The sequence below is a fragment of the Mycobacterium sp. NAZ190054 genome (assembly GCF_001545925.1).
Lineage (GTDB): Bacteria > Actinomycetota > Actinomycetes > Mycobacteriales > Mycobacteriaceae > Mycobacterium.
In genome coordinates, this window is sequence record NZ_LMVQ01000069.1 from 1 (window position 1) to 13,625 (window position 13,625).

General features: G+C 70.0%; 13 protein-coding genes and 1 pseudogene. 12 read left to right on the plus strand and 2 right to left on the minus strand.

The window, feature by feature from the left end; genetic code table 11:
* From ASJ79_RS06695 to ASJ79_RS06705, 3 genes are all read left to right on the plus strand, one after another.
* A partial coding sequence (locus ASJ79_RS06695; protein WP_156448306.1) for an enolase C-terminal domain-like protein occupies nt 1-1,010 on the plus strand: 1,010 nt, incomplete at its 5' end.
* Nucleotides 1,011-1,050: 40 nt separating this feature from the next.
* Nucleotides 1,051-1,530, plus strand: coding sequence for a hypothetical protein (locus tag ASJ79_RS06700; RefSeq protein WP_067953950.1), 480 nt, complete (start codon nt 1,051-1,053; stop codon nt 1,528-1,530).
* Nucleotides 1,530-2,429 (plus strand): LysR substrate-binding domain-containing protein, encoded by a 900-nt coding sequence (locus ASJ79_RS06705; RefSeq protein WP_067953951.1) that lies wholly within the window; start codon nt 1,530-1,532, stop codon nt 2,427-2,429. The genes ASJ79_RS06700 and ASJ79_RS06705 overlap by 1 nt, the downstream gene beginning before the upstream one ends.
* Before the next feature lie 102 nt (nt 2,430-2,531).
* Here the strand turns inward: ASJ79_RS06705 and ASJ79_RS06710 are convergent, their stop codons facing one another.
* A complete protein-coding gene (locus ASJ79_RS06710; RefSeq protein ID WP_067953952.1) occupies nt 2,532-3,485 on the minus strand; it encodes a 2-hydroxyacid dehydrogenase in 954 nt (317 codons plus the stop codon).
* Nucleotides 3,486-3,794: 309 nt separating this feature from the next.
* On the opposite strand from ASJ79_RS06710, the gene ASJ79_RS06715 reads away from it, so the two are divergent.
* The 9 genes from ASJ79_RS06715 to ASJ79_RS06755 are packed head-to-tail and all read left to right on the plus strand — an operon-like array spanning nt 3,795 to nt 13,193.
* The gene (locus ASJ79_RS06715; RefSeq protein WP_067953953.1) at nt 3,795-5,375 is read left to right on the plus strand and encodes an ABC transporter substrate-binding protein; all 1,581 of its coding nucleotides are present in this window, start codon (nt 3,795-3,797) and stop codon (nt 5,373-5,375) included.
* 19 nt (nt 5,376-5,394) lie between these two features.
* Entirely contained in the window at nt 5,395-6,324 is a 930-nt protein-coding gene (locus tag ASJ79_RS06720) for an ABC transporter permease (protein WP_067953954.1), read from the plus strand.
* A 10-nt stretch (nt 6,325-6,334) separates the two neighbouring features.
* Nucleotides 6,335-7,324, plus strand: coding sequence for an ABC transporter permease (locus tag ASJ79_RS06725; protein ID WP_067953955.1), 990 nt, complete (start codon nt 6,335-6,337; stop codon nt 7,322-7,324).
* A gap of 20 nt (nt 7,325-7,344) precedes the next feature.
* Nucleotides 7,345-8,343: an ABC transporter ATP-binding protein gene (locus tag ASJ79_RS06730; RefSeq protein WP_067953961.1), complete on the plus strand. Its 999-nt coding sequence runs from the start codon at nt 7,345-7,347 to the stop codon at nt 8,341-8,343.
* Complete coding sequence (locus ASJ79_RS06735) at nt 8,336-9,340, plus strand: ABC transporter ATP-binding protein (protein WP_067953956.1); 1,005 nt, start codon at nt 8,336-8,338, stop codon at nt 9,338-9,340. The genes ASJ79_RS06730 and ASJ79_RS06735 overlap by 8 nt, the downstream gene beginning before the upstream one ends.
* Complete coding sequence (locus ASJ79_RS06740; protein ID WP_067953957.1) at nt 9,337-10,059, plus strand: sulfite exporter TauE/SafE family protein; 723 nt, start codon at nt 9,337-9,339, stop codon at nt 10,057-10,059. Before ASJ79_RS06735 ends, ASJ79_RS06740 begins: the two co-directional genes overlap by 4 nt.
* Before the next feature lie 10 nt (nt 10,060-10,069).
* On the plus strand, nt 10,070-10,870 hold the full coding sequence (locus ASJ79_RS06745; RefSeq protein ID WP_067953958.1) for an IclR family transcriptional regulator: 801 nt from the start codon (nt 10,070-10,072) through the stop codon (nt 10,868-10,870).
* Complete coding sequence (locus ASJ79_RS06750) at nt 10,867-12,231, plus strand: enolase C-terminal domain-like protein (RefSeq protein WP_067953959.1); 1,365 nt, start codon at nt 10,867-10,869, stop codon at nt 12,229-12,231. The genes ASJ79_RS06745 and ASJ79_RS06750 overlap by 4 nt, the downstream gene beginning before the upstream one ends.
* Nucleotides 12,228-13,193, plus strand: a complete 966-nt coding sequence (locus ASJ79_RS06755; RefSeq protein ID WP_067953960.1) for a 2-hydroxyacid dehydrogenase — start codon at nt 12,228-12,230, stop codon at nt 13,191-13,193. The genes ASJ79_RS06750 and ASJ79_RS06755 overlap by 4 nt, the downstream gene beginning before the upstream one ends.
* 82 nt (nt 13,194-13,275) lie before the next feature.
* Here ASJ79_RS06755 and ASJ79_RS32030 read toward each other — a convergent pair.
* Nucleotides 13,276-13,625 (minus strand): annotated as a pseudogene (locus ASJ79_RS32030) (hypothetical protein); the annotation flags it as partial.

Sequence of the window (13,625 nt, forward strand, 5' to 3'; positions counted from 1 at the left end):
AGGGGCCGCGCTGGTTCGAAGGGCTGGTGTGGTTCTCCGACATGCTCGGCGAAGCGGTGCACACCGTGACCCTGGCCGGTGAGATGAGCACGCTGCGCCTGCCCGGACACGCGCCGTCGGGGCTGGGCCGGCCGGTGTCGGATCTGCTGGGCGGCGCGGTCCGCGAGGCGGTGCCGTTCAGCGCGTACCTGTTCTACAAGTGGGAAGGCCACCCCGGGGCCGAACCCGACCGGTTCGGTGCGGCACTCGACCCGGACGGCCTCGTCGCGCAGGCCCGTCGCATCGTCGACGAATACGGCTTCACCGCAATCAAACTCAAAGGCGGGGTGTTCCCGCCCGAGGAGGAGATGGCTGCCGTCGAGGCGCTGTCCCGCGCCTTTCCCGGCGTGCCGCTGCGGCTGGACCCGAACGCGGCGTGGACCCCGCAGACCTCGGTGAAGGTCGCCACCGGACTCGCCGGCATCCTGGAGTATCTGGAGGATCCCACGCCCGGGCTGGACGGGATGGCCGAGGTGGCCCGGCAGGCGCCGATGCCGCTGGCGACCAACATGTGCGTCGTCGCGTTCGACCAGCTGGCCCCCGCCGTGGCGAAAGGCTCGGTGCGGGTGGTGCTCTCGGATCACCACTACTGGGGCGGACTGCAGCGCTCACGGCTGCTGGCCGGGATCTGCGACACGTTCGGGCTGGGCCTGTCGATGCACTCGAACTCGCACCTGGGCATCAGTCTGGCCGCGATGGTGCACCTGGCCGGCGCGACACCGAACCTCACCTACGCCTGCGACACGCACTGGCCGTGGAAAACCGAGGACATCGTCAAGGACGGCGCGCTGACGTTCGTCGACGGAGCGGTGCCGGTGCCCACGTCCCCCGGCCTCGGGGTCGAGATCGACGACGACGCGCTGGCCGCGCTGCACGAGCAGTACCTGCGCTGTGGGATCCGCGACCGCGACGACACCGGCTACATGCGCACCGTCGATCCGGGATTCGAGCTGCGCAGCCCCCGCTGGTGAATCTCGCGCGGGTGGCCTCGCGGGGTTCTACGGTGGGCACATGACTGATCAGCAGACCATCGACGCCGCACATCCTCCCGAGGCGGTGCTGGGGGTGATCAACCCCGCCCTGCGCGTGGCGCTGAAGACCCCGCTGGGCGGCGTCCTCAGCCCGTTCATGCTCGTCGCGTTCACCGGCCGCAAGTCCGGCAAGAAGTACTCGACGCCGGTGAGCGCCCATCTGCTCGACGGGGACCTCTACGTGGTGCTGGAAGCGCAGTGGAAGTACAACTTCCGCGGCGGCGCCGACGCGCAGGTGTCCCACCGCGGCAAGACCCGCACGATGCGCGGAGAGCTCATCACCGACCGGTCGACGGTGGCCGGCATCTGCGAGCGCGTGGCGACCGGCTACGGCCCGAAGAAGGCGCAGCGGCAGATGGGGATGACCTTCCGCGACGGGCGGCTGCCCACCATCGCCGAATGGGAGGAGGCAGTCGACCGGCTCGGAATCGCCGCCGTCAAGCTCACGCCAATGGCCTGATGTTCTCCCTCGCCCGGCTGTCCTGCTTCGTCGCCGTCGCCGAAGAACTGCACTTCGGCCGTGCCGCCGAACGGCTGCACATGACGCAGCCGCCGCTGAGCCGTCAGGTCCAGCAACTGGAGAACGAGCTCGGCGTGCAGCTGATCGACCGCACCACCCGCGCCGTCACCCTGACCCCGGCGGGCGCGGCGTTCCTGCCCGACGCGCGGCGCATCCTGCAGCTCGCCGAGGGCGCCGCGCAGACCGTCCGACGCATCCCGGCCGGTGACCTGGGCACCGTCGTCGTCGGCTTCACGGCGGCCTCGGCGCACGCCGTCCTACCCCGGCTGCTGGAGAGCGCCCGGGAGCGGCTCCCGGACGTGCAGCTGGACCTGCGGGAGATGGTGACCTCCGCGCAGATCGAGGGGCTGATGACCGGCGAGCTGGATCTGGGCATGGCCCGGCCGCCGCTGAAACGCCCCGGGCTGGTGTCGCGGCCGCTGCTGCACGAACAGTTGCTGGCCGCGCTGCCCGAGGGGCATCCGCTGGCCGAAATGACGCGGGAACTCACGCTGATCGACCTCGACGGCCAGGACTTCGTCATGTACTCGCCGGTGCAGGCCCGCTATTTCAACGAGTTGCTGATCTCGACGTTCACGATCGCGGGCACCACTCCGCGCTATGTGCAGTACGTGACGCAGGTGCACACGATGCTGGTGCTGGTGCGGTCGGGCATCGGGATCGCGCTGGTGCCGGCGTCGGCGGCCACGCTGCATCCCGAGGGCGTGGTGTTCCGGACCATCGGCGCGTTCCGGGAGCGGCCTGTCGAGCTGGACGCGGTGTGGCGCGGCGACTCGACCAATCCGGCGTTGCTGCGGCTGCTCACCGACGTGCTGCCGCAACAGGAATGGACCAGCTAGTCCTTCCGGCGTCCTCTCCCGTCCTCTCCCGTCCTCTCCGCCGAAATTGCATTCCAGCAGGGCACTTCTCGCACTTTCGCTGCTGGAATGCCATTTCGGCGGTCAGACGGGGGTGACGAGCTCGCCGGTCTTGAGGAAGCTGTCGAGGTTGCGCAGCGTCAGCGCCTCCATCGCAGCGCGGGTCTGCACCGTCCCGCTGGCCACGTGCGGCAGCAGCACCACGTTGTCCAACGCGAACAGCTCCTCGGGTACCTGCGGCTCGTCGGCGAACACGTCGAGCCCCGCGCCGGCCAGCCGGCCGTCCGTCAGCGCCGCGACGAGCGCCTCCTGGTCCACGACGCTGCCGCGCGCGACGTTGATCAGGTAGCCCTGCGGGCCGAGCGCGTCGAGCACCTCGCGGCTCACCAGGCCGCGGGTGCCGGCGCCACCGGCCGCGGCCACGATCAGCACGTCCACCGCGGCCGCCAGTTCCACCGGTGACGCCACATACGTGTACGGCGAGTCGGGTACCTCGCGGCGGTTGTGGTAGCTGATCGTGCAGCCGAAAGCGCTGAGCCGCACCGCGATTGCGGTGCCGATACGGCCCAGCCCGATGATGCCGACGTCGGTGTTGCTGACCTGACGGGTCAGCGGGTACGACCCGTCGACCGGCCAGCGCCCGGCCCGCACGTAGCGGTCCGACGCCGAGAACTGCCGCAGCGTGTCGATCATCAGACCGACGGCGGTGTCGGCCACGCAATCGGTGAGCACGTCGGGGGTGTTGCTCACCCCGATGCCGCGCGCGGCCGCCACGTCGACGTCGGTGGTGTCGTAGCCCACGCCGAAATTCACCACCGCCCCGAGATTGGGCAGCGCCTGCATCAGCTCGGCGTCCACACCGGTGCGCCCCGACGTCACGACCGCGGTGATCTCGGCACCGTGTTCGGCGAGGAACGCCGCGCGCTCGGCGGGCTCGGTGGGCAGCTGCCGCGCCGCGTAGTCGTCGGCGAGAGTGCGGGACAGAGACGGCATCAGCGGCCCGACCTGCAACACGGAGCGGTTCTGTGCAGTGCTCATAGTGCGTCTCACGGTACGGCGAGCTGCGGATACCGGTCCACGTCCAAATTGGCATGGACTTATACCCAAACCGCATATCAAGGCACGGGCCCAGAGCGCGAGTGCATCACCGGACCTGCGGCCGAATTAACACCCCAGCTCAGGGCCGGTTTCGGACAGTGTTGAGCGGTCGCACGACGCCGGGAAATCGGTGCAGAACAGCGAATCAGGCAGGGTTGACGCTGTTTTCGCGAGACTCCTACGGTGTGGTTGCCATCACAGATCGCATCTACATACGTGGACGTCACTACCCCCGGTCCGGGAGGATCCATGAACCCCAGCACACGGCTCACGCGTCGGAGCCTGGCCGCGCTGGCGCTCGCGACAGCGACCGTCGCGTCCGGTGGCTGCACCGTCGCCAACTCCGGGGGCGGCGGCTACGACCCCGACACCCTGCGCATCGTGCTCCAGCAGGAGCCGCCGACGCTGGAACCGTGCGAGAGCTCGTTGACCTCCACCGGCATCGTGGTCCGCTCCAACATCACCGAACCGCTGCTCGAGCGCGACGCCGACACCGGCGACCTGCACCCCCTACTGGCCACCGAGTGGCAGCAGACCAGCCCCACCGAGTGGACGTTCAGGCTGCGTGACGGCGTGACGTTCTCCGACGGCGCCCCGTTCACCTCCGACGACGCGGCGTTCTCGATCGACCGCGCGGTCAACTCCGATCTGCAGTGCAACGTCGACGGTTACGTCTTCGGCGACGAGCAGCTGAGCCTGCGCACCCCCGACCCCACCACCGTCGTCGTCGGCACCACCGCGCCGGATCCCATTCTGCCGCTGCGGCTCTCGTTCGTGGAGATGGTGCCCCGCACCACCAGCATCACCGAGAAGGTCCGTGAGCCCATCGGCACCGGGCCGTACGCCATCGAACGCTGGGAGTACGGCCAGAAGCTCACCCTGACCCGCAACACGGCCTACTGGGGCACCGCGCCGGCATTCGCCAGAGCCGAATACCAGTGGCGCAGTGAGGGAAGCGTGCGGGCGGCGATGATCACCAACGACGAGGCCGACATCGCCGTCGGCCTCGGACCCGAGGACGGCGCCGGTGATCTCGGCGTGCCGTTCCAGAACAACGAGACCACCGCGCTGCGCATGCAGGCCACCGAGCCGCCGCTCGACGACATCCGGGTCCGCCAGGCGATCAACTACGCGGTCAACCGCACCGGCATCGTCAAGGCGCTGTTCCGTGACCTCGGCGAGCCCGCCGCGCAGCTGATCCCGTCGGGCGTCGTCGGATACAACGGCCGGCTGCAGCTGTGGCCGCACGACATCGACAAGGCCAAGGCGCTGATCGAGGAGGCCAGGGCCGACGGGGTGCCCGTCGACCGCCAGATCCGGCTGATCGGACGCACCGCCCAGTTCCCGAAGATCACCGAGACCATCGAGGTGCTGCAGAGCGAGTTCACCGAGATCGGGCTCAACGTCTCGATCGAGATGATGGACACCGCAGCACAGTTGGAGTACCAGCTGCGGCCGTTCCCGCCGAACACCGGCCCGTACCTGCTGATGATCATGCACGGCAACCAGGCCGGTGACGCGGCGTTCACCCTCGACCAGTACATGCTGTCCGACGGGCCCCAGGCCGCCTACGGCACACCGGAATTCGACGCCAAGATCCGCGAAGCCGAGGCGCTGACGGGCCAGGCCCGCCAGGACGCGTTCGCCGCGCTGTTCGCCGAGGAGCCCCAGGAGATCATGCAGATGGCCTACATCGCCCACATGAAGGGCATCCTCGGCAAGTCCCCGCGCATCGACTACACCCCCAACCCGGCGACCGGCGACGAGATGGTGCTGGCCGCGATGACACCCGCGGGCCCGGGCGCCCAAGACCGCACCGACGAGTCCTGAGATCAGGAAGGTCAGCCCCATGTTCTCCTTCGTCCGGCGCCGGATGTACACCAGCGCACTGCCGTTGATCATCGTGTTGCTCGGCGTGTTCCTGCTCGCCCGGCTCACCGGTGACCCCACCAACCTGTACCTGCCCGAATCGGCGACCGAGGAACAGCGGGCGGCGTTCGCGGCGGCCAACGGATTCAACGATCCGTTGATCACCCAGCTGATCGACTACTTCAAGGGTGTCATCCACCTCGACTTCGGCGCGTCGCTGCGCACCGGTGAGTCCGCGGCCGACATGGCGCTGCGCGCGTTCCCCGCGACGCTGCAGCTGGCGCTGACCACGATGCTGCTCGCGATCGTCGGCGCGGTCGTGATCGGCTGCTGGGCCGCGTACCGGCCCAACTCGCCGGCCGACCGGTTCTCCAGCCTGCTGTCGATGACCGCGGCGAGCATCCCGGACTTCTGGTTCGCGATCACCGGCGTGTGGCTGTTCGCCGTGCTGCTCGGCTGGCTGCCCACCTCCGGCACCGACGCCGGGATGCTGTCGTGGATCCTGCCGATCGCGACGCTGATGATCCGCCCGCTCGGTGTGCTGACCCAAGTCGTGCGCGGCGCAATGGTTTCCGCGCTGTCCGCGCCGTACGTGCGGCTGGCCCGCAGCAAGGGCGCCGACGACTTCCGGGTGGTCACCCACCACGCGCTGCGCAACGCCGCCGCGCCCGCCCTGACCGTCGCCGGCGACCTCGCGGTCGGCCTGATCAACGGCGCGGTCGTGGTCGAGGCCATCTTCGGATGGCCCGGCATCGGCAAGCTGATGATCGACGCGATCCTGCAGCGCGACTTCGCGGTGCTGCAGGCCGCCGTGCTGCTCACCGCCGTCAGCATCTTCCTGCTCAACATCTTCATCGACGCCTGCTACGCGCTGCTCGACGCGCGGGTGCGGGAACCCGCCAAGGTTTAGGGGCCCACGAATGACGCAGATCGACCTGGTTCCGGTCAAACCCACCACCGCGATCGTCGGGGAGGACGACACCGGAATGTCCCGGCAGCGAGGCGGATCCCTGTGGTTCCGGCTGCTCGTCAACGACCGGGTGGCCGCCGTCGCAGCCTGTGTGCTGGGCCTGGTGTTCCTCACCGCGATCTTCGGCCCGATGATCGTCGGGGACCTGGCCACCAGGATCGACCTGGACAACTCCAACCAGCCGCCGTTCACGCTGTCGCACGGCTGGGCCAATGTGCTCGGCACCGACCCGCTGGGCCGCAGCATGCTGGCCCGGCTGGTCGTGGCGTGCCAGACCACGCTGTCGGTCGCGATCCCCGCGGTCGTCATCTCGGCGGTCGTCGGGTCGGCGATCGGCATGTGGGCCGGCTACTACCGCGGCTGGCGGGAGACCCTGGCGATGCGCGTCGCCGACGTCATCATGAGCTTCCCGTCGCTGCTGCTCGCCGTCGTCGTGCTCTACGTGTTCTCCCCCAGCGCCGCGAACATCGTTCTGGTACTGGCGATCACCCGCATCCCGGTGTATCTGCGCACCGCGCGCGCCGAGTCCGCGGAGCTGCAGAGCCGGGTGTTCGTCGACGCGGCCCGCACCTTCGGGGCGAGCGCAAACTCGATCATCTTCCGTCACGTGCTGCCGATCGTGCTGCCCACGCTGCTGACCGTCGCGACGCTGGACTTCTGCTACGTCATGCTCGCGGAGAGCTCGCTGAGCTTCCTGGGCATCGGCATCCAGCCGCCCGATGTCAGCTGGGGCCTGATGGTCTCGCAGGGCCGCACCTATCTGCACACCGCGTGGTGGCTGTCCTTCTTCCCCGGCCTGGCCATCGTGATCACCACGGTGTCGGCGACCATCCTCGCCGCGTGGGCCCGCATCGCCACCGACCCCGCGCAGCGGTGGCGCCTGACCGTCCCGCAGAAACGCCTGAGCACGTTCACCAAGACCGGAAAGGCTCGCGCATGACCACACTCGCCGACCACGACATGGCCGTGAACGCCGTGGACGCCGCCCCGGTACTCGACGTCGACGGACTCACCGTCGAGGTCCGCACCATCACCGGCACACTGCGCGCCGTCAACGGGGTGTCGTTTCAGGCCCGCCGCGGCGAAACCCTCGCCCTGCTCGGCGAATCCGGCTGCGGCAAGTCGATGACCGCCACCGCGCTGGTCGGCCTGCTGGAACCGGTCGCCGACATCGTCGGCGGCAGCGCACGCCTGGCCGATGTCGACCTGCTCAGCGTCGGGCCCAAGAAACGCCGCGCGATGGCGGGCACCGAGCTCGCGATCGTGTTCCAGGACGCGCTCACCGCGTTGAACCCGCTCTACACCGTGGGAACCCAACTGGCCGAACCGTTCCGGATCCACCGCGGCCTGAGCGCCAAGGAGGCCAAGCGCAAAGCCGTCGACCTGATGGCCCGGGTCGGAATCCCGCAACCCGAGACCCGGCTCAACTCCTACCCGCACCAGTTCTCCGGCGGTATGCGGCAACGTCTGCTCATCGCGATGGCCGTGGCGCTGAACCCGAGCGTGCTGATCGCCGACGAACCCACCACCGCGCTCGACGTGACGGTGCAGGCGCAGATCATGGCGCTGCTGCGGGACCTGCGCACCGAGTACCACATGGCCGTCGTGCTCATCACCCACGACCTCGCGCTGGTGGCCGAGGAAGCCGACCGCGTGGTGATCATGTATGCCGGCAACATCGTCGAGACCGGCACCGTCGCCGAGGTTTTCGCCGACCCGAAACATCCCTACACCAAGGGCCTGTTGAACTCGGTACCCGTCAACGCCCGCCGCGGCGACGCGCTCAAGTCGATCGGCGGCTCCCCGCCGGATCTGCACTCGATCCCCGACGGCTGCGTCTACCAGGCCCGCTGCCCGCTGGCGTCCGACGTCTGCCGGACCACCCGCCCCGCGCCGCCCGCCGTCGGCGCCGGCCGCCGCGCAGCCTGCCACTTCCCGGAAGAGGTCGCCAATGTCTGACAACCTGCTCGAGGTCCGCGACGTCCGGAAGAGCTTCCGGGTCCCGCACGCCGGCAAGAACAAGCTGTGCGCGCTCGACGGCATCACGCTGAGCCTGCGCCGCGGTGAGACACTCGGCCTGGTCGGTGAGTCCGGTTGCGGAAAGTCCACGCTGGCACGCACATTGATGATGCTGGAACGCCCCGACGAGGGGACGGTGCGGTTCGACGGCGTGGACCCGTTCAGCCTCAGGGGCGCCGAACTGCTCAGGTTCCGCCGCCGCGTGCAGATGGTCTTCCAGGACCCGTACGCGTCGCTGAACGCCCGGATGTCGGCCGCCGAGATCATCGCCGAGCCGTGGCGCAGTCACAAGGGCATCGTGAAGAACCGCCAGGACCGCGACATGCGGGTGCGTGGCCTGCTCGACATGGTGGGCCTGGGCGCCAAGGCGGCGAACAAGTATCCGCAGGAGTTCTCCGGTGGGCAGCGGCAACGCATCGGCATCGCCCGGGCTCTCGCGCTGAACCCCGATGTGATCATCTGCGACGAGCCGGTGTCCGCGTTGGATCTGTCGGTGCAGGCGCAGGTGCTCAACCTGCTCAACGATCTGCAGGAGCAGCTGCAGATCTCCTACATCTTCATCTCCCACGACCTGTCCGTGGTACGCCACGTCGCCGACCGGGTCGCGGTGATGTACCTGGGCCGGATCGTCGAGAACGGCCCCACCGACGCCGTTTTCGAGCGGTCCGAGCACCCCTACACCGCGGCGCTGATGTCCGCGGCGCCCACGCTGGACAGCGCCCGGCGCCGGCAGCGGATCCTGCTCACGGGTGAGGTGCCCTCACCCCTCGACCCGCCGTCGGGCTGCCGCTTCCGCACCCGCTGCTGGCAGGCCACCGACGTGTGCGCGACGACGACGCCCGTCGCCGTCTCAGACCCCGACGTCGCCGGCCACACCGCGCTGTGCCACCACCCGCTGCTACTCGAAGGGAGTGGGCGTGAAACCGTACCCGCATGAGTATCACGGGGTATTGCGTTCTGGCGGTGGCGATCCTGCTCGCCTCGGCGCTGCAGGCGTCGATCGGGTTCGGCATGGGGATGTTCGCCGCGCCGATCGTCGCGCTCGTCGACCCGACGCTGATCCCCGCCACGCTGATCATGGTGGCGACACTGGTCACGCTGATCGTCGTCGTCCGCGAACGGGAGTCGATCGACCTGCACGGCACGGGCTGGGCCCTGGTCGGCCGGGTTCCGGGCACCGTCGCGGGAGCGCTGCTGCTGGCCGCGCTGCCCCACCGCGCGTTGTCGATCCTGCTGGCCGGCGTGGTGCTGGGCGGAGTGGTGCTGACCAGCAGCGGCTGGGTCCCGGCGCCGCGGCGACGCAACGTGGTGGCGGCCGGCGCGGCATCCGGGCTGCTTGGCACCGCGACCGCGATCGGTGGCCCGCCGATGGCGCTGGTGTGGCAGCGCAGCAGCGGCGCCGAGCTGCGCGGCACGATGGGCGGCTTCTTCCTCGTCGGTTCGGTGATGTCGTTGGTGATGCTGGGCTTCACCGGCGCGGTGGATCAACGCACCTGGTGGGGTTTCGCGGTGCTCGCCCCCGCGGCGGTGCTGGGCTACCTGCTGTCCACCGTGCTGAACCGGCACCTGAACCCGCAACGGTTGCGGTGGTTGGCGATCGCGGTTTCCGCGGCCGGTGCGGTGGTGCTGATCGCCCGCGAACTGCTCACCATGTGAGGAGCGGGACGTGACCGAACCCGACATCTCGGTCCGCAAGGTCAAGTCCGCGGTACGCACGGTCGAGCTGCTCGAGTACCTCGCCGGCCGGCACGACGATCCGGCCCGGCTGCGTGAGATCAGCGACGCGCTCGACATGCCCCGCAGCAGTGCGCATGCGCTGTTGCGCACCCTCGTCTGCCAGGGCTGGGTGCGCAGCGACCCCACCGGGACGCTGTACGGCATCGGGATCCGGGCCCTGCTGGTCGGCACCAGTTACCTCGACGGCGACCCGTACCTGCCGTTGATCACCCCGTTCCTGGAGGACCTGCGCTCCGAGCTGGACGAGACGTTCCACCTGGGACGGCTCGACGGCACCGACGTCGTCTACCTGGCCACCCGCGAATCCACCCAGTACACCCGGACGTCGAGCCGCGTCGGCAGACGGCTGCCGGCCTACGCCACCTCGCTGGGCAAGGCGCTGCTGGCCGAGCGGTTCGGCACCCAGCGCGACGAGCACGTCCCGGCGGCACTGAAAAGCCTCACCCCGCACACCATCACAGACCGCGGCCGCCTCGACGCCGTCCTCGACGAGGTCCGGATCCGCGGCTACGCCTGCGACGACGAGGAGAACACCATCGGGCTACGGTGCTTCGCGGTGCCGCTGCGCTACTGCAGACCCGCCCAGGACGCGATCAGCGCGTCGGTGCCGATGGAACGCCTCGACCCGCGCCGGGAACGCGACATCGTCGACGCGCTCCGCACCATGGGAGACAAGGTGTCCCGCGTGGTGCGCCCGCTGGCCGACGGCGACAAGTGGTTCGCGTCATGACATTCGGAGGAAGTCCCGTGAGAACACCCGCCGTCACCGACGTCACCGTCATCCCGATCGCCGGCCACGACAGCATGCTGCTGAACCTGTCCGGCGCGCACGGACCGTTCTTCACCCGCAACCTGGTGGTCATCCAGGACTCGGCCGGCAACACCGGGGTGGGCGAGGTGCCCGGCGGTGAACCGATCCGCGCCACGCTGGAGGAGGCGCGGGCGATCATCACCGGCCGCAGCATCGGCGACTATCACGCCGTCCTGGGTGACATCCGCCGCGCGTTCGCCGACCGCGACGCCGGTGGCCGCGGCGCCCAGACGTTCGACCTGCGCGTCACCGTACACGCCGTCACCGCAGTGGAATCCGCGCTGCTGGACCTGCTCGGCCAGCACCTGGAGGTGCCGGTCGCCGCGCTGCTCGGCGACGGGCAGCAGCGCGACCGGGTGCAGGCGCTGGGCTATCTGTTCTTCGTCGGCGACCGCACCAGGACCGACCTGGCCTACCGCTCCCCCGCCGACGAGGCACCCGACGCCGACGACTGGTTCAAGGTCCGTCACGAAGCGGCGCTCACCCCCGACGCGGTGGTGCGGCTCGCCGAGGCCGCCCACGCCCGGTACGGGTTCGCCGACTTCAAACTCAAGGGCGGTGTGCTGCCCGCACCCGACGAGGCCAAGGCCGTCATCGCCCTGGCCGACCGCTTCCCCGGGGCGCGAATCACGTTGGACCCCAACGGCGGCTGGTTGCTGGACGACGCGGTCCGGACCTGCCGCGAGCTGACCGGGGTGCTGGCCTACGCCGAGGACCCGGTGGGCCCCGAAGGTGGGTTCTCCGGACGTGAGGTGATGGCCGAGTTCAAACGGGCGACCGGCCTGCCGACCGCGACCAACATGATCGCCACCGACTGGCGCGAGATGGGCCACGCCATCCGCTCCGGTGCGGTGGACATCCCGCTGGCCGACCCGCACTTCTGGACGATGGCTGGGTCGGTGCGCGTCGCGCAGCTCTGCGAAGCGTGGGGGCTGACGTGGGGGTCGCACTCCAACAATCACTTCGACGTGTCGCTGGCGATGTTCACCCACGTCGCCGCCGCGGCGCCCGGAGACATCACCGCGATCGACACGCACTGGATCTGGCAGGACGGCCAGGCGATCACCACCGATCCGTACCGCATCACCGACGGATACCTGACCGTGCCCGACGCGCCCGGCCTCGGTGTGCGGCTCGACGAGGCCGCGGTGGCCGCGGCCCATCAGCTCTACCGGCGGGAGGGGCTGGGCGGCCGTGACGACTCCGTCGCGATGCAGTACCTAATCCCGGGCTGGACGTTCGACGGCAAGCGGCCTGCGCTGGACCGGGGACAGCGGTGAGAATCGTTGTGGCGGATCCGAATCTGGTGCCGCACCGCGAACGGCTGGAATCCGCGGTGCCGCCGGGGTCGGATGTCCGGTGGCACCTCGGCGGTGTGCCGGAGCAGGAGTTGCGCGAGGCTGAGGTGTACGTGGGCAGCCGGTTCACCGCCGACATGGCGCGGGTGGCCGGGAAGCTGCGGCTGGTGCATCCCGCGGCCGCCGGGACCGACAAGGTCGAGCTGACCGCGCTGCCGCCGGAGGTGTTGGTTGCCAACACCTTCCATCACGAACGCTCGATCGCCGAGTACGTTGCCGGCGCGGCGGTGATGCTGCGGCGCGGGTTCCTGGGTCAGGACGCGCGGTTGCGGGACGGCGTCTGGGCGAGCTCGATGTACGACAGCTCGATACCGCAGCCCGTCACGCTCGGCGAGGCCCGCATCGGGTTCGTCGGGTTCGGCCACATCGGCCGGTGCACGTGGAAGTTGTTGCGGGCCTTCGGCTGCACGGGCGCCGCGGTCACCGGGTCCGGGCGGGTCGCCGACGACGCCGGGCTGGACTGGGTGGGCGGCACCGACCGTCTGCACCGGCTGCTGGGCGAATGTGACGTCGCGGTGGTGTCCGCGCCGCTGAACAGCGACACCGAGGGCATGATCGGCGCACCGGAGCTGCAGGCGCTCGGGCCCGACGGCGTGCTGATCAACGTCGGCCGGGGCGCGCTGGTGCAGGAGCGGGCGCTCTACGACGCGCTGGCCGGCGGTGTCATCAAGGCCGCCGCGATCGACGTCTGGTACCGCTACCCCGTCAACGGATCTAGTTGCCCGCCAGGTGATCTGCCGTTCGGTCAGCTGCCCAACATCCTGATGACGCCGCACTCGTCGGGTGTCAGCACCGACACGTTCACCGGTCGCGTCGACGACGTCGCCGCGAACATCGGACGGCTGCAGCGCGGCGAACCGCTGCACAACCTCGTGCCGCACTGACCCCTTTCCGCCGAAATGGCATTCCAGCAGACCTGCACTCGAACTTCCGCTGCCGGAATGCCATTTCGGCGGAGAGACGGGGTCAGTACTGGGGTTCGTGGAAGCGGTTGATGATCGGAATGCGCTCGATGATGCGGTCACGCAGCCGCGGCTGCGGGACCGTCGGCACCGGCGGCGCGGCCGGCGGTGGCGGCGGCACATAGTCCGGCGCGGGCGGAATCACCGGCGGCGGCGCGACGTGCTCACGCGCCATCCGCGACAGCGCGAGCAGTGGAATCTCCGACGGCTCGGCCAGCGGCTCCTCACCGGGCCCGACCCCCCGGGGCCTCCGCCGGAGGAACTCCCCCGGCCCCCACCGGGACTCGTGGGGGCGGGGGGCCCGACGCTGGCCCGGGGGGCGGGGCGCCGCCCGCGCCCCCCCGCCGCCCCCCC

Excerpts from the sequence above, each read along its gene's own strand:
- ASJ79_RS06705 (WP_067953951.1), top strand. The coding sequence starts at position 1,530 with ATGTTCTCCCTCGCCCGGCTGTCCTGCTTCGTCGCCGTCGCCGAAGAA.
- ASJ79_RS06725 (WP_067953955.1), top strand. The coding sequence starts at position 6,335 with ATGACGCAGATCGACCTGGTTCCGGTCAAACCCACCACCGCGATCGTC.
- ASJ79_RS06700 (WP_067953950.1), top strand. The coding sequence starts at position 1,051 with ATGACTGATCAGCAGACCATCGACGCCGCACATCCTCCCGAGGCGGTG.
- ASJ79_RS06710 (WP_067953952.1), bottom strand. The coding sequence starts at position 3,485 with ATGAGCACTGCACAGAACCGCTCCGTGTTGCAGGTCGGGCCGCTGATG.
- ASJ79_RS06750 (WP_067953959.1), top strand. The coding sequence starts at position 10,867 with ATGACATTCGGAGGAAGTCCCGTGAGAACACCCGCCGTCACCGACGTC.
- ASJ79_RS06730 (WP_067953961.1), top strand. The coding sequence starts at position 7,345 with ATGGCCGTGAACGCCGTGGACGCCGCCCCGGTACTCGACGTCGACGGA.
- ASJ79_RS06720 (WP_067953954.1), top strand. The coding sequence starts at position 5,395 with ATGTTCTCCTTCGTCCGGCGCCGGATGTACACCAGCGCACTGCCGTTG.
- ASJ79_RS06740 (WP_067953957.1), top strand. The coding sequence starts at position 9,337 with ATGAGTATCACGGGGTATTGCGTTCTGGCGGTGGCGATCCTGCTCGCC.
- ASJ79_RS06715 (WP_067953953.1), top strand. The coding sequence starts at position 3,795 with ATGAACCCCAGCACACGGCTCACGCGTCGGAGCCTGGCCGCGCTGGCG.
- ASJ79_RS06735 (WP_067953956.1), top strand. The coding sequence starts at position 8,336 with ATGTCTGACAACCTGCTCGAGGTCCGCGACGTCCGGAAGAGCTTCCGG.